15 protein-coding genes are annotated in these 20,521 nt (G+C 42.4%); 9 read left to right on the plus strand and 6 right to left on the minus strand.

The features are described 5' to 3' along the window. Nucleotides 1–27 precede the first annotated feature (27 nt). The 3 genes from fusA to IH598_03625 are packed head-to-tail and all read right to left on the minus strand — an operon-like array spanning nucleotide 28 to nucleotide 3,051. Nucleotides 28–2,136, minus strand: coding sequence for an elongation factor G (gene fusA / locus IH598_03615; GenBank protein MBE0637586.1), 2,109 nt, complete (start codon nucleotides 2,134–2,136; stop codon nucleotides 28–30). A gap of 32 nt (nucleotides 2,137–2,168) precedes the next feature. Further along, on the minus strand, nucleotides 2,169–2,636 hold the full coding sequence (rpsG, locus tag IH598_03620; protein ID MBE0637587.1) for a 30S ribosomal protein S7: 468 nt from the start codon (nucleotides 2,634–2,636) through the stop codon (nucleotides 2,169–2,171). Nucleotides 2,637–2,673: 37 nt separating this feature from the next. Next, nucleotides 2,674–3,051: a 30S ribosomal protein S12 gene (locus IH598_03625; protein MBE0637588.1), complete on the minus strand. Its 378-nt coding sequence runs from the start codon at nucleotides 3,049–3,051 to the stop codon at nucleotides 2,674–2,676. 492 nt (nucleotides 3,052–3,543) lie between these two features. Between IH598_03625 and IH598_03630 the strand changes: the two genes are divergently transcribed. From IH598_03630 to IH598_03650, 5 genes are all read left to right on the plus strand, one after another. Next, nucleotides 3,544–4,605, plus strand: coding sequence for an acyl-CoA reductase (locus IH598_03630; GenBank protein MBE0637589.1), 1,062 nt, complete (start codon nucleotides 3,544–3,546; stop codon nucleotides 4,603–4,605). 75 nt (nucleotides 4,606–4,680) lie between these two features. After that, nucleotides 4,681–4,944, plus strand: coding sequence for a type B 50S ribosomal protein L31 (locus IH598_03635; GenBank protein ID MBE0637590.1), 264 nt, complete (start codon nucleotides 4,681–4,683; stop codon nucleotides 4,942–4,944). 156 nt (nucleotides 4,945–5,100) lie between these two features. Further along, entirely contained in the window at nucleotides 5,101–6,288 is a 1,188-nt protein-coding gene (locus IH598_03640; GenBank protein MBE0637591.1) for a GlmU family protein, read from the plus strand. Nucleotides 6,289–6,711: 423 nt separating this feature from the next. Then, nucleotides 6,712–9,171: an endopeptidase La gene (gene lon, locus IH598_03645; GenBank protein MBE0637592.1), complete on the plus strand. Its 2,460-nt coding sequence runs from the start codon at nucleotides 6,712–6,714 to the stop codon at nucleotides 9,169–9,171. A gap of 12 nt (nucleotides 9,172–9,183) precedes the next feature. Beyond that, the gene (locus tag IH598_03650; GenBank protein MBE0637593.1) at nucleotides 9,184–9,570 is read left to right on the plus strand and encodes a hypothetical protein; all 387 of its coding nucleotides are present in this window, start codon (nucleotides 9,184–9,186) and stop codon (nucleotides 9,568–9,570) included. A gap of 61 nt (nucleotides 9,571–9,631) precedes the next feature. On the opposite strand, the gene IH598_03655 is transcribed toward IH598_03650, so the two are convergent. After that, nucleotides 9,632–10,165, minus strand: a complete 534-nt coding sequence (locus tag IH598_03655) for a hypothetical protein (protein MBE0637594.1) — start codon at nucleotides 10,163–10,165, stop codon at nucleotides 9,632–9,634. A gap of 153 nt (nucleotides 10,166–10,318) precedes the next feature. Here IH598_03655 and IH598_03660 point away from each other — a divergent pair, with 153 nt between their 5' ends. From IH598_03660 to IH598_03675, 4 genes are all read left to right on the plus strand, one after another. After that, entirely contained in the window at nucleotides 10,319–10,879 is a 561-nt protein-coding gene (locus tag IH598_03660; protein MBE0637595.1) for a hypothetical protein, read from the plus strand. 63 nt (nucleotides 10,880–10,942) lie between these two features. After that, the gene (locus IH598_03665) at nucleotides 10,943–11,500 is read left to right on the plus strand and encodes a PepSY-associated TM helix domain-containing protein (GenBank protein ID MBE0637596.1); all 558 of its coding nucleotides are present in this window, start codon (nucleotides 10,943–10,945) and stop codon (nucleotides 11,498–11,500) included. A gap of 592 nt (nucleotides 11,501–12,092) precedes the next feature. Next, on the plus strand, nucleotides 12,093–13,145 hold the full coding sequence (locus IH598_03670; protein ID MBE0637597.1) for a DUF21 domain-containing protein: 1,053 nt from the start codon (nucleotides 12,093–12,095) through the stop codon (nucleotides 13,143–13,145). 132 nt (nucleotides 13,146–13,277) lie between these two features. After that, nucleotides 13,278–13,847: a hypothetical protein gene (locus IH598_03675; protein ID MBE0637598.1), complete on the plus strand. Its 570-nt coding sequence runs from the start codon at nucleotides 13,278–13,280 to the stop codon at nucleotides 13,845–13,847. 544 nt (nucleotides 13,848–14,391) lie between these two features. On the opposite strand, the gene IH598_03680 is transcribed toward IH598_03675, so the two are convergent. Together IH598_03680 and IH598_03685 are read right to left on the minus strand one after the other, a co-directional pair. Further along, nucleotides 14,392–19,299, minus strand: coding sequence for a T9SS type A sorting domain-containing protein (locus tag IH598_03680; protein ID MBE0637599.1), 4,908 nt, complete (start codon nucleotides 19,297–19,299; stop codon nucleotides 14,392–14,394). Between the two features lie 616 nt (nucleotides 19,300–19,915). Next, nucleotides 19,916–20,521 (minus strand): T9SS type A sorting domain-containing protein (locus IH598_03685; GenBank protein MBE0637600.1); only part of this gene is annotated, 606 nt, incomplete at its 5' end.

Below are 20,521 nucleotides of genomic sequence, written 5' to 3' on the forward strand. Positions count from 1 at the left end.
GTTTATTAAATGATTTGAAATTTTGCTTTAAACTTTTACCACGTATCCTTTGATTTTGTATAAAACCTGCTCCAGTAATTCATTTGGCAGGTCGGCATAATGAGAAAACTCCAGATTGTAATTCGCACGACCTGAGGTTAAAGATCTGAGTTGGGTGACATAGCCAAACATTTCAGCCAATGGCACCTTTGCTCTTAAAACCTGAGCATTATATTTGGATTCAACGTCTTCGATATGTCCACGGCGCCTGTTGAGGTCGCTGCTTATTTCTCCTATGTAAAGGTCGGGAGTAATTACTTCAAGGCGCATAATTGGTTCAAGAAGTGTAAGACTCATCGAACGGGCAGCATTTCGGAAACCTATTTTGGCTGCAATTTCGAAAGCGAGCGGATCAGAATCGATCTGGTGGAAAGTGCCGTTTTTGAGGACTACCTTCATGTTGTAAACCGAAAAACCAGCAAGCACTCCATTCATCATCGACATTTCAAATCCACGTTTTGCTGCGTTTATATATTCTTTGGGCAATGCGCCACCTTTAATTTGATCAACAAACTGAAGGCCTCTGACTTCTTTATCATCGGCAGGTCCGATTTCAAAAGTGATATCGGCAAATCTGCCTTTGCCACCTGTTTGTTTCTTATAGATTTCCTGGTAAATTATCGAATTCCGGAATGCTTCTTTGTACGACACCTGCGGTTTCCCCTGGTTGCATTCGATGTTGTGATCGCGCCTGAGTTCATCTAACCTGACTTCAAGATGCAACTCGCCCATACCACTAACTATGGTCTGACCAGTTTCCTCATCCAATCTGACTTTAAATGTCGGGTCTTCCTCGGCAATTTTGACGAGATGGGATTGAAGTTTTTCTACATCATCCTGTGTTTTAGGCTCAACTGCCATGTTTATTACCGGTTCCGGAAATTTAATATTTTCAAGAACAAGAGGATGATTAATAGCAGTAAGTGAATCGCCTGTTCTGATTTCTTTAAACCCAACCAAAGCACAAATGTTGCCAGCTTCAACCTTTTCGAGGGGCTGATATTTGTTAGCATGCATCTGCATTAAACGGGTAATGCGTTCTTTCTTGCCGGTGTTAGCGTTCAACACCTGCTCTCCGGATTGTATCGCTCCGGAATAAACCCTTAAAAAGGCAATTTTGCCGACGTATGGATCGGTTTTGATTTTGAACGCAAGAGCTGCAAAATTTTCGCTTGGGTCAGCGTTTCTTGTTTCTTGCTTTTCGGTGTAGGGATTTATCCCAACCACGGGCGGAAGGTCGAGGGGACTGGGGAGATAGGCAGCGACAGCATCAAGAAGCTTTTGTACCCCTTTATTTTTGAATGCAGCGCCACACATCACCGGTGTAATTCTCAACTCAAGGGTTGCCTTTCTTATCGCCTGACGCATTTCGTCTGGTGTAAGAGAGTTGGGGTCTTTTAGAAACTTCTCCAACAATTCGTCGCTTTCTTCAGCAACTCCTTCGATCAATCGGGTACGATAATCATGAACAGTTTCTTTGATTTCTTCAGGAATTTCAACTTCGATGATTTTGGTTCCATAAAAATCAACTTCCCATTCATACGCTTTGTTTGTAATCAGGTCAACAACTCCTCTGAAGTTATCTTCTTCCCCAATCGGTATTTGAAGCGGAATCGGATTTGCCCCGAGTTTATCTTTAATCTGATCAACCACATTAAAAAAATCAGCCCCGGAACGATCCATCTTATTGATGAAACTGATCCGAGGAACATGATATTTATCAGCCTGGCGCCATACAGTTTCCGATTGTGGTTCTACACCTCCGACAGCGCAAAATACAGCAATGGCGCCATCAAGAACTCTTAATGATCTTTCAACTTCAACTGTAAAATCAACGTGTCCGGGTGTATCGATGATATTGATTTTGTGCTGCTGGCTGTTGAAATCCCAAAAAACAGTTGTTGCTGCAGAGGTAATCGTAATTCCACGCTCCTGCTCCTGCACCATATAATCCATGGTAGCAGCTCCGTCATGCACTTCACCGATCTTGTAATTGATGCCGGAATAATACAGAATCCGCTCAGTTGTCGTGGTTTTACCCGCGTCAATGTGCGCCATGATTCCGATGTTCCTAGTATTTTTCAACTCGTTTAGCATCTCAATTACTGATCTTGCTGCAATTTAATTGATTAAAACCTGAAATGGGAGAAGGCTTTGTTAGCTTCAGCCATACGGTGTGTATCTTCTTTCTTTTTGTAAGCGCCACCTTCTTCCTTAAATCCAGCAACGATCTCAGCGGCAAGTTTTCTTCCCATTGATTTTTCGTTGCGCTTGCGTGCAAACAGAATAAGGTTTTTCATACCTATGGACTGCTTGCGTGAAGGTGGAATCTCTGTTGGTATCTGAAATGTAGCACCCCCCACCCTGCGGCTTCTTACCTCAACAGATGGAGTGACATTTGCAAGTGCTTTCTTCCAAACTTCCAAAGCGTTTTCCTTTGTTCTTTCTTCTACCAGATCCATTGCTTCATAAAAGATACTGTAAGCCGTCTCTTTTTTACCACGAAGCATAATGTTGTTCACGAACTTTGTTACAAGTTGATCGTTGTACCTTGGATCGGGAAGAACAATTCTCTTTTTTGGTCTCGCTTTCCTCATTAGTATTCCTAATTAAGAATGTTATTTTATTGAATGATTATTTCTGTTTTGGCCGTTTGGTTCCATATTTTGACCTTCTTTGCTTACGACCATCAACACCGGAGGTATCTAAAGCACCCCTGATAATATGGTACCTAACACCTGGAAGATCTTTAACACGACCGCCACGGATCATCACGATCGAGTGTTCCTGGAGGTTATGACCTTCGCCCGGGATGTAAGCATTCACCTCTTTCCCATTAGTAAGCCTAACCCTTGCAACCTTACGCATGGCCGAATTCGGCTTTTTTGGTGTTGTTGTGTAAACACGAACACAAACGCCTCTCCGCTGTGGACAACTATCCAGAGCGGGAGACTTACTTTTTGCTGTCAACTTCTTGCGTCCTTTGCGAACTAACTGTTGTATCGTCGGCATAATCAGACTTTTAATATTAATTTCATTAAACAAATCCCCAATTTTTTGGGGGTGCAAAAGTATCAATTATTCTTAACCAAACAAGATTATTGATAAAAAATCTTGAAACTTTTCGTTTGGCAAAATGCCGTTAATAAATCAGAGGGAAATTAAAAGGAAGGATACACCAAGATCTTCGAGGCAAAATGGCAGTTGATCCAATTGAACCTACTGTACCATTAGAAACCTTTAACTACCTCATTTTATCAGGTTTCCTTAAAATTTCTCTTCAAAAAACAAAGTGCAATTTCACTAACAATTGGCATACATGCATTCTGAAATTGCGGGTGCAAAAGTACACTTATTTTCTTTAAAACAAACTTTGACTAAAATATTTTTTATTTTTATTCAATTCCCCATCCTTACATCCATCTTCGAAAAAAATGAGATGGTTTTTGCACAGGTGCTCATTTTCTGTTTAGCTTTGCAGCCTCAATAATATTGACCGAAAAAGTGAACCTCGTCAACAGAATAAATGCATTTGCCAAATTGGGTGAAGTACTTAGGAATCCCGATCCTGAGTATTTTCGTAGTTTGGCCAGCGACATCAGGAAACTGAAAGAGTTGGTTCAAAGCAGTCAGTATGACAATCCCTGGTTCACTCCTGATGATGTTCAATTTGCACTTAACGCCATTGGTTTATCCCTCAGGGTTTCTCAACTCGAGAAGTGGGTTAAAAAATACTGCACCAGGTCCTTAGAGCATCGATCGCCAAAACAAATTGGTGTAGTCATGGCTGGTAATATTCCACTTGTTGGTTTTCACGATTACCTCAGTGTATTGATTTCAGGTCATCAGTTGCTGGCTAAACTCTCTTCGGATGATAAAAAATTACTTCCGCTTCTCCACCGGATTCTTGTCAAAATTGAACCCGGGTTCAGCAAACTGGTAACATTCACTGAGGGTACGATTGGTGGTTTTGATGCCATAATTGCTACAGGGAGCAACAATACAGCACGATATTTCGAATTCTATTTTGAAAAATACCCCCACATTATCCGGAAAAACAGGAATTCTGCTGCAGTAATTAATGGCAATGAATCTGACGAGGAGTTGCATGGATTAGGCGAGGATATTTTCAGGTATTTCGGATTGGGCTGCCGGAATGTTTCGAAGCTATATGTACCGAAAAACTATAAATTCGAAAAACTTTACGAATCATTGCAGGATTTTATTGATGTGATCAATCATCACAGGTACAAAAACAATTACGACTATAACAAAGCGGTTTATCTTATTAATAAAACTCCCCATTTGGACAACGGCTTCCTTATCTTAAAAGAGGACTCAAGAATTAGTTCCCCGATGTCAATTCTATTTTATGAAAAGTACAATAGTCTCAATGATCTGAAACTACTTTTGCAAAGCAGAAGCAACGAATTACAGGCCATTGTCTCCGCAGGAAAACCAAATTTTTATAAAAACTCGGTTTCACCCGGAAAAACTCAATTTCCAGAGCTTTCTGATTATGCTGATGGAGTTGATACCTTGCAGTTTTTATCAGCATTGAAATAATTTTTTTTTCCTGCTTGTTGTTTTTAAATTTAAAGATACTAATTTTGCACCCCCAAATTAAATAGATTTTTTATCATGAAAAAAGACATTCATCCAAAAGAATACAAGTTCGTGGTCTTTCAGGATATCTCAAACGGATACTCATTTTTAAGCAAGTCCACTGCAACAAGTAAAGAGACCACCAAGTGGGAAGACGGGAAAGAATATCCATTGATCAAGCTTGAAATTTCACACACTTCACATCCTTACTTTACGGGTAAAATGAAGTTGATTGATACCGCCGGTCGTGTTGATAAATTCAGGAGCAGATACAAAAAGCATCTCGAAAACAAAGTATAATTACCGAAAGGTACCTAATAAATTTATCAGCTCTCAGATTAACTGAGGGCTTTTTTGTTTTGGAGATCAGCGTTTAGCTGGTGATAAAGCATTTTTTGATTGGTTGAAGATAAACGCGAAAGGAAAAATACTACATTTGCCAAAAAAAATCATTGTATGAATTATGTACTATTTGATGATTATGCGCGCAACCACCTTTTGCCGCTAACATTTACAAAGCCTGTTGCTGACCTCAGGATTGGGATTCTTACCATCAGGGAAAAGTGGGAGAGTTTACTCAAGGAAAAAACGACCACCCTAACCGAGGATTATCTGGAAAAGAAATACCCTGTAAAAACTTCCAAAGGAACAATACTGATCAATGCCTCAATTTTACCAACCCCAGAGTTGATCAGAAAAATCAGGAAGCTTGGTGAAAATGAGTCGCTTGTTAATGAAGAGTGTATTATTGCCCAGAACATCAACACTGAAAACCTGGACGGCACACTAGAACAGGACAGTGACAAGATACAATCCATCACTCTTCGTGAGCAATTTATAAAGGTGAACTACACCTGGGATATTTTCACCCATAACCATGAGGCCATTGTGCATGATTTCCCAATTGCGACCCGTGGGCGTAGTGCCCAAAAACCTGATTCTTCAAACACTGTCCTCGGCAAAGGGAAACTTTTTATTGACAAAAGTGCAAAGGTGAATGGCGCAATACTGAACACCTCCACTGGTCCAATATTTATTGGTAAGGATGCAGAGGTAATGGAAGGCGCCATGATACGCGGGCCTTTTGCCCTTTGTGAAGGAGCAGTTGTGAAAATGGGAGCCAAGATTTATGGAGCGACCACAGTGGGTCCTTATTCCAAGGTGGGTGGTGAGTTAAACAACGTTGTAATTATGGGTTATTCGAACAAAGCTCACGATGGCTTCCTGGGAAATTCTGTGATCGGTGAATGGTGCAATATTGGGGCAGACACAAATTCATCAAATCTCAGAAATACTTACGATGAAGTGAAAGTGTGGAATTATCCGAACCAAACATTCATGTCCACCGGTCTGCAGTTCTGTGGTTTGATCATGGGCGATCATTCCAAATGTGCAATTAACACCATGTTTAATACTGGTACTGTAATTGGTGTGAATGCAAACATTTTCGGTGCAGGATTTCAGCGCAATTTCATCGCGTCATTTTCATGGGGAGGTACAGCCGGTTTCTCACATTATGATGCCGACAAGGCCATTGATGTTGCAAGATTAGTTTACAAACGACGTGGGGTTGATTTTACTGAAGAGGATGAAGCAATCCTCAGGCACGTTCACAAATTAACCAGGATTAACAGGAGATACTAATTTTCATGTCAATAGGGCTAATCATTCCTAAAAATGTAATCAAAACAACAAGCTACGGGCCATCACAAAAAAATCCCGATTGTATTCAAAGCAAATTTTAAATCATTAATCGGCCTTTACACAACTTAATAACGAAATGCTGTTCTTACATTGATAGGACTGATGAGCATTGAATTTAACGCAATGAAAGCCATCACACCTTTATTTCAATCCTCACTATCAGCCATTTTCTTAAGACCCAGTTCATTCATTTGGCATGTTGTTTGGCATTGAGAGTTTCATTCTTTAGTTTTTATTACTTAAAGATTTGATTTTTAATTTGTTATTAAATAAAACATCACCAATTGCTTTCAATTTGCCTATTTAACATTCATCGTTAGGCAAAAAATAAATTTTAATTGACAATTTGACACCATTTTAAATATGTTTGGACAATCAAGCCATGACAGCATTATTCTGAGCGAGATCATTGAGGGAGATACTGAATTTATCCCACTACTTTCGCAGGAAGACGAGGATTTGATCAATTCGGAGGATGTTCCTGAAACATTACCAATTCTGCCTTTGCGCAATACAGTTCTCTTTCCGGGCGTGGTAATTCCAATTACCGTTGGCAGAGACAAGTCTATCCGGCTGGTACGTGAAGCTTACAACAAGAAGAAGCCCATCGGCGTAATCGCTCAAAGGGAAGCAGAAATTGAAGACCCAAAACCGGAAGACCTCTTCGGGATAGGGACAGTAGCATCGATTATGAAAGTGTTGCAAATGCCTGACGGAAACACCACAGTGATCATCCAGGGTAAAAAGCGGTTTAAACTCGATGAAATGATTACCGACGAACCCTACTTTATGGCCAAAGTTTCTGCTTATGAATCACAAAACCGGTTTGTCCATGACAAGAATTTTCAGGCGCTGATTTCTTCGCTAAAAGATCTTTCGATTCAGATAATTACTATTTCGCCAAATATCCCAAGTGAGGCTGCATTTGCCATAAAGAACATTGAGAGCCCTGTATTTTTGGTCAATTTCATTTCAAGTAACCTGAATGTTACCACTTCAGAAAAGCAGACCCTGCTTGAGATTTCTGATGTTAACCAGCGCGCTACAAATGTACTTTCTGCATTGAGTAAAGAATTACAGATGCTGGAGCTGAAAAACCAGATCCAGGACAAGGTGAAACATGAACTGGATAAGCAGCATCGCGACTACATTCTCAACCAGCAGTTAAAAACCATTCAGGAGGAGCTGGGCGGGTCAAGCCAGCAGCAACAGGTCGAGGAGTTGAAAAAGCTGGCTGCTGCAAAAAAATGGTCCAAAGAGGTACAGGAGGTATTTGATAAAGAGGTAAACAAACTTCACCGGATTAACCCCAATTCGATGGATTATTCTATCCAGGTAAACTATCTGGAAACACTTGTTGAATTGCCATGGAACGAATTTACCAACGACAATTTCGACCTGAGTCATGCTCAGAAGATACTGGACAAAGATCATTTTGGCCTGGAGAAAGTCAAAGAGCGCATCATCGAGTATCTGGCAGTGCTTAAATTAAAAAAGGACATGAAGTCTCCGATCATATGCCTGACAGGACCTCCGGGGGTTGGCAAAACCTCCCTGGGCCGGTCAATTGCACGGGCACTTGAGCGGAAATATATCCGCATGTCGTTAGGAGGGTTGCGGGATGAAGCCGAGATTCGTGGCCATCGAAAAACATACATCGGCGCCATGCCGGGAAGGATCATTCAAAGCATTAAAAAAGCCAAATCATCCAATCCGGTTTTTGTGCTTGACGAAATTGACAAAGTAATCGGGGCCAACATCAATGGCGACCCTTCGGCAGCGCTGCTCGAAGTACTTGACCCGGAGCAGAACACCACTTTTTATGACAATTTTCTTGAACTGGAATACGACCTATCGAGGGTATTGTTCATTGCCACTGCCAATACGCTCAGCACGGTTCATCCGGCTTTGCGCGACCGTATGGAGGTAATTGACATCAGCGGTTATTTGCTGGAGGAAAAAATTGAAATTGCCAAACGTTACCTCATTCCAAAACAACTTAAAGAGCATGGCATTAAAGCCTCTCAACTGTCATTTAGCAGACAATCTTTACAAACCCTTATTGAAGAATACACGCGTGAGTCAGGAGTGCGTTTGCTCGAGAAAAATGTTGCCAAATTGATCAGAAGCAGAGCGCGGTTTATCGCAGAAAATTTAGACTATGAAAAAAAGATTACACCTGCTGAAATCTCCAGAATTCTTGGCGCCCCAAAATTCCAGAAAGATCAGCGGATTACCAATGAGGTTGCCGGAGTGGTTACAGGTCTTGCATGGACAGCTGTAGGTGGTGAAATCCTGTTTGTGGAAGCAAGCCTTAGCCGGGGAAAAGGGCTGATGACTATGACCGGAAACCTGGGCGAAGTCATGAAAGAATCGGCCACCATTGCTTATGAGTATATCAAGGCGCATTCTGACTGGCTCAATATCAACCCGGATATTTTTCAAAAATACAACCTGCATGTTCATATACCCGAAGGTGCAACCCCAAAGGATGGACCGTCGGCAGGTATAACACTGCTCACAGCCATTGCCTCAGTTTTTACGCAACGCAAGGTCAGGGATAAAATAGCAATGACCGGTGAAATTACTCTTCGTGGAAAAGTACTTCCGGTTGGCGGGATAAAAGAGAAAATTCTGGCCGCCAAAAGAGCACGGATCGATACCATCATTTTATCACGTGAAAACGAAAAGGACATCAAAGAAATCCCTGAGAAGTACATTACAGGACTGAGCTTTGTTTACGTGGACTCGATGCTCGAAGTGATGAATTATGCTTTACTGAAGGAATTGGTTAAAAATCCGGCTCAGATTCTTCGCAACTAAAATTCAGAAATAATGAAACGGTTTCTTTTAATGATCAAATACAGGCAGTACAGGTGGGCGGCAAGGCTCACCGGCCTGCTTGGAATGGTGTTTTTTATATCCTACTTCACAGCAACCGGATTTTTAGAATTTGACATACAGGGAGAAGAACTCACTTTTGTAATCATTCTATTCTCGATGTGCCTGATCGCATACATCCTCAGTTGGTTTATCGAAATTATTGGGGGATTACTCCTGACCATATCCGCTGTTTTATTGCCATTTTATGTGCAACTAAACGAAGGCATTTCCGCCAGTAAATCATTAATCTATTATGGTTTACCATTCCTGATCCCTGGCATACTCTTCATCATTGCCTGGTGGATTAAGGTGATGAGAAAAACAGCCCCCGAGCAATAATCAAAAGGTAGTTGACCGGGGTTGAAATCAATGTTTCATGATCAGAAAATGAAACTTATCTTCAGGTAGTTTTTTCCCCAGTAAAATAATCTCCCTTATATTTGAATAACACGTTGAAGGTAGTAAGGCTGCCATAAATCCGGGTAATGTACTGCTGAAGGTTCACCTTATCTTCGTCGGAAAGTTCGCTGCTGTTGATACGTTGCTCCATTACCCTTAGCCGGTCGCGGACCATTACAATCTTGTGAAAAAAAGCTTCGATAGGAATTTCCTTATTTGAAAGATCTTTTCGTCCCGGTTCCAAAATCATGGTTCCACCGATCCACTTCTCCCCCATTTCCACTGTTTCCTGTATGTCGGAAAATCGTCGTAACACTTTCACCATCATGCTTTCCACCTGCTCGAGGCTGACCAGGTCACGATCGGGTTCCATGACCTCGATAATTTCAAGGCCGCCAAAATCCCTTTTTATCCTTCGCCAGCCATGTTCAGCAAACACAATTTCAAAATAATCAGAGGAGGCCTGAATGACTACTCCAACGCCAAAATCGGGATGTTTAACCCTTGAGCCAATTCCTAACGTATTTTCTTCCATATTTCATTGAATAATTAAAGTGAACTGCAATTTTAACAGAAAAATTTCATTTACCCGGTTTTGTTCGCCAAAAAAAAATATTTTTGCACAAATTTAATGAACCAAAAGGTTATCACTAATCAAATCAGTAACATAACTAAATTAGGAGGAAAAATGTTTAAAAAAATCACTTTATTGGCTGTTGCTGCGATTTTCATTGCAGCATGTGGCAACGCACCGGAAAAACCGAAAGACGAAGCCGAAGTAGCGGAAATTCCTGAAGTCACCGTTGACGATTTTTGGGCTACCCCGGACGAATACGTTGGCAAAGAAGTGGCTATGCAGGGCGTTGTTGTTCATGTGTGTAAAGAAGGAGGCAAACGCATGTTTATTGTTGGCGAAAATCCTGATGATCGTTTGCAGATTAAAGCCGGTGACGATATTTCTGCATTTGCCGTGGAACTCGAAGGAAGTATGGTTGAGGTCAAAGGCGTGCTCGACGAGTTGAGAATTGATGAAGCCTACCTGCAAAACTGGGAAAATGAACTCCGTGCAGATAATCCGGAATCAGAAATGAAAATTCACAGAGGGGAAGAAGGACATGAACATGGCGAAGAAGATGTTCAGTATGAATGGGATCAGATTGCCAACTACCGCGAAATGCTGGCTGAAACTGAAGATGATCATCTTTCATTTTATTCGCTGATTGCTTCCAGTTTTGTTGAAATCAAGTAATCGTCATGATTCTAAAACTTTTAAGGTCGGTTAGGTTACCGGCCTTTTTTAATTATTAAGATTATGGCACAAATCAAATGGCGCAAATGGAACAGGGCAACTCACCGCGACCTGGGTTATTTTTTCGTGGCAATGTGCATCATTTACGGACTTTCAGGTATTGCAATCAACCATATTGGAGATTGGAACCCAAGTTATGTTTACATCAATAAAACCATCGAAATCGGTCATCCCATTGCCCCCAAACTTACAAAACAGGAGGTAAAAGACCTTCTGGAAAAAGTGGGTGAAGCGGATAGCTACAAGCACCACATGATGGCCAATGAAGAAACGCTTAAGGTGTTTCTCCATGGCGGGAGTGCGTTGATCGACATCAACACGGGTGAAGGCCAGATTGAAAAAGTAATGCGAAGACCCATTTTTCACGCAGTAAATTTTCTGCACTACAACCCTAAAAAATGGTGGGTCTGGTTTTCGGATGCCTTTGCCATCGGGATGATCGTCCTTGCGATTACAGGACTTTTTATCCTGAAAGGGAAAAACGGCATTACCCGCCGGGGGGCAGTCATAACCATTGCCGGAATTATTATTCCGGTCATTTTTCTTTTGCTTTATTATTGATCCGGCCTGGGGGCTGAAGCCCCTTCTGCAATCGCCTTCTCTATTAGAAACCCAGTCAGATTTCCTCCAACGAATGACTTTGGCAAAAACCTAACGAGGTTGAAACGATCTGCTTCATCACCATTTGTCCAGCCAAAATCCCCCCGCCAATCTGCATCCTGATTCCAATGGTTTAACAGTAACACTGGAAAAATGATTACCAGTTGTTGTGTTGATTTAATGAGACTTTCAATGACAAATGCACTGAAGTTCAAAGCAACATTTCAAATGACGATCAGCGGAGAACTTTTTGAGCAATTGATTTAGTACTGAATGATGGAGGAACAAAGCCACTATCTGATGAGCTCAATCGTAAAACTGATGTTCAATTGCCTTACATTTTAAATCGGTTTTTAATAATCTGGATTATACCTATCTTTACTGCCAAATTCGAAATGCCATGCCTAAATGCTCAAGCGGTATTTATGAAAATCACCCTGTGACTTTTTCCAGTGCCATATGGCATTTCAGACGCTATTTGATCAACATGCTATTCTGGTTGGTTTCAGGGCAAATCGAAGCAAAGTTTCAACAAAAATCAAGGTAAGACATTATGACGGCACTACTACTTTATCTTTTTCTGGCTCTTTTTGTTTCATTCATATGTTCCATTATGGAAGCGGTGCTGCTCACCACGCCACAATCGTTCCTTATCGTAAAAAATGAATATGGGCATAGTTGGGCAAAATTTTACATCGAATTAAAAACAAAGATTGATAAGCCCTTATCTGCCATTTTAACGTTGAACACGGTCGCACATACCGTCGGTGCTGCCGGAGTTGGTGCACAGGCTATCAAAGTATTCGGGGAACCCTATTTCGGTGTTGTTTCAGCTGTTTTAACGATCATGATTCTTGTATTTACTGAAATCATTCCGAAAACAATTGGCGCCAGATATTGGAGAAGCCTGTCAAAGGTATCCTACTACACGATCAAAATTATGATTTTGATCACTTACCCGCTGGTGTTGCTTTCGATTATAATCACAAAGCTATTCTCCGGCAGCAACAGCGGGTTAACAACCAGCAGGGAGGAAATTGCAGCCCTGGCAAGCATAGGCGTTGACGAAGGCGTTTTTACAGAAAAAGAAAACAAGATCATCCAGAATATTCTTAGACTTAAAAATGTCAAAGTAACTGAAATCATGACTCCAAGAGTGGTATTGGCGGTAGCAGATGAAAATCTGACATTGAATGATTTTCTCAAAAACAAGGATTACCTGAAGTTTTCCCGTATCCCAGTCTATTCTGATAACGATGACAATATCACAGGTTATGTCTTCAGGCAAACCGTTTTTGAAAAGCTGGCCGAAGACAATCATAACCTGAAATTAAAAGACATTAAGAGAGACATCATCTTTGCTCCGGGTTCGATGGTCTTATTCACCCTGTGGGAAGAATTGCTTGACAAAAAGGAACATATAGCGCTAATAGTGGATGAATATGGCGGGCTGGATGGTATTGTAACTATGGAAGATATTATCGAAACTCTGCTGGGGCTGGAAATACTGGACGAAAAAGACACCATCACCGATATGCAAAAATTTGCCAGGGAAAGATGGAAGACAAGACAGATTAAATATAACCTGCTGGATAAACTGGACTAGCCTGATTGAAAATGATTACTGATGACAAACACACTTTGGCGCAATCCCTTGAAAAAGTATTGCTTTAACCAGGACAATCGAAAGAACATAACTACAAAAAAATAATCGTACCAACTTCAAAACTATTTTGGGATGCTTATACAAATCTTACTTCTCGTTCTGGGATTTTCCATTCTTATCATAGGAGCTGACTGGCTGGTGGATGGCGGATCGTCACTGGCCAGGAAATTCAAGGTATCTGACCTCGCCATCGGGCTTACCGTGGTGGCTTTCGGTACCTCCATGCCCGAATTGGTTGTCAATGTTTTTGCAGCAATGCAGGGACAGGCGGATATCGTCTTTGGTAACATCATTGGGAGCAACAATTTCAACCTGTTCGCCATCCTCGGAATTGCAGGCCTGATTTCTCCACTGGTGGTTCAATCAAGCACTGTGTGGAAAGAAATTCCGCTTTCATTCGCAGCAGCGCTGTTGCTCTTTTTACTTGCCAACAATTTTTTCTCCGCAAATGCTGCACTTGAAAGGATAGACGGCTTTGTTCTACTCATTTTTTTCTGCTCATTTCTTTTCTATGTCTTCAGGCAGCTGAAAACAGATATGACTGCTCAGGAAGTGAAAAAAAAAGAATTAACTGGCTTCAAAATCTGGCTGTATATTATTGACGGGCTTTCTTTTTTAATCCCACAAAAGATTCCGGCCTAAGCCATCCCATTCACCATTAGCTTCACCATTACATTCAAACAGCCGGAGATGAACCCCCGGCTGATTTATTCTCTGTGTTCGGCTTAGGCTCCAGCCTAAGCCGTATCTATTTCTGCAGGCTCTGCCTGTCAGGGCTCTGCCGAGAAAAAACTGTCAGTTCGACAAAGAAAATCATCAGGTTGATCTTGCAGGCCGGAGCCTGCCTTGATAATCCAGACGAGGCAGAGCCTCGTCTGAACATCGGGTCAGAAAAAAACTGTCAATGCGACAAAGAAAATCATCAGATTGATCTTGCAGGCTGGAGCCTGCCATAATAGAACAGACGAGGCAGAGCCTCGTATGAACATCGGGTCATAAACAACTTTTTTATTATATGAGCGACTAAAAAACAAATCAGACTGATCTCGCAGGCTGGAGCCTGCCATAATAGAACAGACGAGGCAGCGCCTCGCCTGAACATCATGTAAATAGAATGTTAGAACATTATTGGTAGGTAATATATAGCGATAGGATCGCTCCAGGCGATCCTATCGCTGGAAGACTTTTACATCACCACAAGCCGCTTTGTTACAACCTCCCCTCCTATCTCCATTCTGATCACATACAACCCAGGCTTGAAGCTGCTCACATCGAGCACGGCCTCATTGCCGGTAAAACCGGATTGTTCGATCACCCTTCCATCCATATCAGTAATGGAATAGCTGACCTCACTTTCATTTTCGGGGATGGAGATCGTAACCAGGTCATCGGCCGGGTTGGGATACAGCTCAACTTGTGCCTGATCATTGTCGGACGTGGTTAATTCTTCGCCAATCTTCAGTCCTTTTGCAACATCCGCATGATCAAACCATGCCACCGAAGTCCGCGTAGCCAGCACGCTTTCGGTAAAGATACCGGCCTGAATGCATGTTCCCATGCTGATATTTACACTATACCTCTGCTGCCATGTTGTGCCGTTATAAGAGGTAAACACCTTGAAGTTAGTGCCGTTGCGCTGTATCTTCATCCAATGGATCAGCTGCGCTACCTGGCTCGCATTGCGCATGGCTTTGTTGTCAAGTGTACGGTACCCAATAAACACATTGGGATTGTACAGTCTTGTTTTGAACAGGATGGTTTTTGCACCGGGCGAACAACTTTCACGCATCATCACGCCAGCCCAGCCGCCATTTTCAACATCGGCCAAACGTGCAATAACTGTTACCTTAGATTCGCAAATATCCTGGTAAACAAAATGATACACATCATTGAGGGTGGTGGACTGGCCGGTGGCGGTGAGTTGGAAAGTACCCCCGTTCAACTCAGGATTATAATCTGATGAGCCGTTGGCTGCCGGGCTTGTGTTGCATTTTTCCCATGGATAGGGCCAATTGCTTACAGTAATTTTCACCTCGTTGCTTATAGCGGGATTTCCCCAGGTGGGTGAAACACAACCTACCTGCGCCAGTCGCCTGAACCAGGTGGTTTGGGTCAGAACATCAGGTTGATACGTGTTGGTGTGTGTACCACTGATCTCAATATCTGTCCAGTCAGATAGCTCTGTTTTGAACTGCCATTTAAATTCCAGCGGACCATAGTATCCCAATGGTTCGGAAATGCTGAAGAGCAATTCAGGCTGGGTGTTGGCCGGGATGGTCTGGACTTCGCCTATTTCACCGCCATCATCAGGATTGAAGCAGGCATCCTGTGGACCAAATTCGTAGGCGCCCATGTCAATAGTGCCAATTTCGTTTGGATGATTTTTATCTACTTTTCTGGGATAGCCTACTCCACGAATGTCGTTTTCTTCTTCAATATCAAAGTAATCGTCCAAACCGGTATCGGCGCAGGGGGATTCTCGGGGAATAATGAAATCGTTATTTTCAGGATCTGTGAAAAGAGGGTCATTGGTAGTGTTGTTATTGGTTGCTGTAAAGGTGTTCGTTTTTACGCCACCATCTTCCACAAAAACATCCCCCGGTTCATTGGAATAACAGGAATAATTGAGGGTTGTAGCAGCGTCATATACCACATAGAATTCATGTCCGTAGTCTCCTTCAAGCCCGGTAGCTGTATTGCCCCACACAATAGAGTTATTAAGCGTAACAACTCCCTCATTTGCATTGGCCGCACCCCCTCCATACTGGCCTGCACTGTTTTTGGAAATGGTTCCGTTGGTCAGTGTCGTTTCAGAAGATTGGTTATTGAAATAACCACCTCCATTTAAACCGGCTTCATTATTCGTGATAAGAACATTATAAAATGTTGCCGTTGAATAATAATTGGTGTAAACACCTCCACCAGATTTACCAGCTATATTTCTATTGATTGTAGTATTGATAAAAACCGGAGAAGCATCGTCATTGTTAAATACACCTCCACCATTTTGACCGGCCTGATTGTCAATAACTATTGTATTGTTGAATTCCGGAGATGAAGAATTAAAATTGTAAATACCTCCACCATTTTGACTGGCCTGGTTGTCATGAATCAAAGTATTGGTGAATTTGGGAGCCGAATTGTTATTGTTATATACCCCTCCACCATTGGTGGAATGATTTCCCTGGATTGTGACATCTGTAAGAATGGGTGATGAAGGTTGAAGTGCAAAAACGCCCTGGTTATTGCAAATTCCTCCTCCATTGGCTTCAGCAACATTATCTATGAAGTCAACTTTGTTCAGGATCGGTGATGAGCCGTTGTTATACATACCTCCACCATTTATATCAGCATAATTGGCTTCTATTAACACATTGGTAAGATTGGGAGACGATGGTAGATTATTATAATCTCCCTCATTATTACAAATTCCACCACCATTATGATTGGAATAATTGCCATTAATAATGACATCAGTCATACCGGGAGAAGAGCCGTTGTTAAAAATCCCACCCCCGTTATAGTCAGCGTAATTACCAATAATTTCAACATTTTCGATAACAGGAAAAGACGCAATATTTGCAATTCCTCCACCATTAAGCAGGGCATAATTAGCGATGATTTTAAGATTTGTGAGTGTTGGAGAACAATTGTCATAATTCAAAATGCCACCACCACTATAATTGGGATTATTATCCGCAGAGCTTGCATTCCCACCCATAATGGTAAACCCGTCAAGAATAGCGGTATTGTCCAGCGTGTATGCTTCAGGATGGTAAAACACATGATAACAGTTGTCATCGCCGGTTCCATTCTGATACCCGCCTTCAGTCACATCGAATTCATCATTTCCAAGCAGGTCGCCGCTGAGGATGGTTTCGTTGGCTTCAAAATCGCGGTCAGCCAGGTCAAAGACTTCCGGGTCTTCATTTCCGGCAAATCCGCCGTAAATGGCCACTCCATTCTGCATCCTGAAATGATACAGGTTCTGTTCTTCACCCTCCTCACCATAATCATAGGTTGGGGTGTAGGTACCGGCTTCTACCCAGATCTGGAATCCTGCACCTGCTATATCCAGCGCGCCCTGGAGGGTTTTCTTGGCAAATTCCCAGCTAAAGCCGTCTCCGCTATCATCAGGACGGTCTTTGTCAACAAAAATGATATTGGGATTTGGGTCTTCCCCGTTTTTATACTCATAAGCGCCCATATCAATGATGGCTTCTTTAGCGGCATTTTTGTCTAAAATTCGGTCATATCCTGCACCGCGGATATCGAAAGGCAAATTGTTGTATACATTATTGCCGGCGTCAACGCAGGGGGACAAGCCAATCATCCGGTAATCGCCGTTCAGTGGATTGACAAACAGCGGATTTTGTGTAATGCAGTTGTTGAACTCAATTTCTTCCCAATAATCATCAATATCACCTTCTCCATCGGAATAACAGGAATAATTCATGTTGATTCCGTACCCTTTTTTACCCCCTTGAATGACGGATATCTGTTTTCCTTCTTCTTCGGCAGTATTTCCCCAGATGATACTGTTATGTATGGCTACATTGGCTGCAATTGAAAAGATCCCGCCACCAGCCCATGCAGCATGGTTATCTGTCACTGTAGTATTTGTCAATGTCAGGGAAGCTCCCCAATCTACATAGAAACCTCCTCCATTATCAAAACTAAAATTTTTTGACAGGATGCAGTTGACAAAAGTCATATCTAAAACTTCACCGCCAATATAACCCCCTCCCCCACCAAGGGCCGCGTTGTAGCGGAAAATGCAATTGCGGATTAGGGGTGAGTTGCTCTCACAGTACAATCCTCCCCCGAACGGGATTGTTTGAGAACCCTCTCCCGCAATTCCCCCTTCGATGATAAATCCGTCAAGAACGGCTGAGTGAAAGAGATCAAGCCCTTCCGGAAGATAAATCACGTGCTGCACATTGTCCTCCATATAATCGCCAGGAAATACCGAATAGTCGTCATCACCGATTATGTCGCCGCTCAGGATGGTCGGGTTGTCTTTCATGACGCGTTCGGACAAGGATTCCTCATACCCGGCAAAACCGCCATAAACCGCCACATTATTTTTGAGCCAGAAATGATTCTGGCTGCTTGTGCCATCTTTCACAGGTGGAGACTTTGGCTCAGAGAGATAAAGTGTAGGTGTGTAGGTGCCGACTGCTACCCACACTTGTTCAATACCCTCCTGCTCAATAGCCTCTTGCAACATTTCGCCGGGATAAGCATTGTCCCAGCTACTACCGTCTTCAACTCCAGCGCCAGATACGGTGACATAAATAATATCAATTTCGTTAGGAGCTATTAAGCTTTTTAAATCACTCAATGGCGAACCGTTAGGCTGGGCTATAAGCTCAGTTGTCTGGTTGTTCAGGTGGATGGTGTAGAGAATGTCACAGCTATAGGCCGAAGAAGCGAGGCAAACACCTTCACCCAAATAGGCGATGGCCTGTGCGCCACAATTATCATAATCACCAGGAGTGTTAAAATCAAACAAATGATTGACTGTTCCGGCACTGTGGATTTCATACAATTCAACAGGACCGAGACTTGTAACATACAACAACCTGTCATTATCAAAATCATAGGTTAAACCGGCAGCACCATATCCAGGCACATCAGCATGGGCTGTTGATTGTAGTGTGTTAACATCAAAATTATCAATCCTGCCATTGCTATACGCAATGAAAAACTCACCGCTGCTGCTGATGGCAAATGCATTGGGCTTAATATCACCATTGGACGACACCAATAACGCAATCGGAGGTTCTTCAATAGCAAACGTTGATGAATTGAGGTGATAAAGGTACCTGGTGGGTCCTTGCCATTCAGTTCCACCAATCAGGTAATATTCACCATCCACCGGATTACGGGCAAAGCCATAATTAATTTGGATTTCGGTGGAACCGGCAATACCTGAATATTCCCAGGCGCCGGAGATTTCATTCTTAACGAATGAAACCACATTATTTTCACCATCCCAGGGAAAAAGCCCGTAGGTAACCTGGGCGTGGATGTTGTCCTTCATCAAAAGCAGCAGGACAATGACTGCTAACAGCGTAAATTTTCTTTTCATTTTCAATCCTCTTTTTAGTTATTATTAATGTGTTACAAAAAGTTCAGATGGAGATCTTCCAATAATTCAACGGGATCATGGTTGGGGGTGATGGATTTTAATCCCTGGCAGACGGGGTGTGTAAAAACCGGCTTGAATCTTCTCAAACCGCAGGATAGGGACAATTTGGTTAAAGCTAAAATTGAGAAACGCTGTAAAGAAAAACAGTAAAGACAATTCATTTCAAATTTTTACCCTCCAATTGGTTAACAAATGTAGATTTTAAATCAACTGCCCTTCAACATTTTTTTGAAAATTTAAGTATTCAGTTTACCGGATTGCTTTTTGAGTATTTCTCATAGACACCGTTGGTTTGATGAATTGTTGAAAGAGTCTTGTGACAGCCTCTTATTGAAGAATAGCGATGAGGCTAACTCAAAAGTCTGGATTTAACCCGAACCGTTGAAAATCAGGAGTGCCCCCGTCCCTTCCCGTAGGGATCCCTATGGGAAAAGGGAGCCTGATTTTCAACGTTTTCCCTTTTGCCAAAGGCATCCCTTTGGGAAGGGATCAAGGGTTAAAAAACGTTGAAAATCCAAATGAAAGACTTTTGAGACTGCCTCATCGCAGATGATTATTACATTACCACAATCCTCTTCGTCACCATCGCTCCTCCAATCTCCAGCCTGATCACATACAATCCCGGTTTGAAGTGGCGGACATCGAGCGTAGTTTCGTCACCCGTGAAACTTGATTGTTCGATCAGTCTTCCGTCAATTTCTGTAATCGTGAAATTGACTTTGCCTTCGTTGCCGGGGATCAGGATAGTCACCAGGTCACCGGCCGGGTTGGGATAGATCTCAACATTCAACGGATCGCTTTCTGTTAGGGTGAAAACTTCACCCGTCTTGAGTCCGGAGGCAACCTCCACATCGTCAAACCAGGCCACTGATGTACGGCTGGCCAGCACACTTTCGGTAAATATACCGGCCAGGATGCAATCGCCCATGTAAATTGTGCCGGAATAGCGTTGCTGCCAGGTGGTTCCGTTGTATGAGGTAAACACCTTGAAATTGCTACCGTTGCGCTGGATCTTCATCCACCGGATCAACTGTGCCACCTGGCTTAAATTACGCATGGATTTATTGGTGGTTGTCCGATAACCAATAATCACATTGGGGTTGTAAAGCCTTGTTTTGAACAAAATGGTTTTTGCTCCGGGGGTAGTATTTTCGCGCATCAT

This window comes from Bacteroidales bacterium (assembly GCA_014860585.1).
Lineage (GTDB): Bacteria > Bacteroidota > Bacteroidia > Bacteroidales > 4484-276 > RZYY01.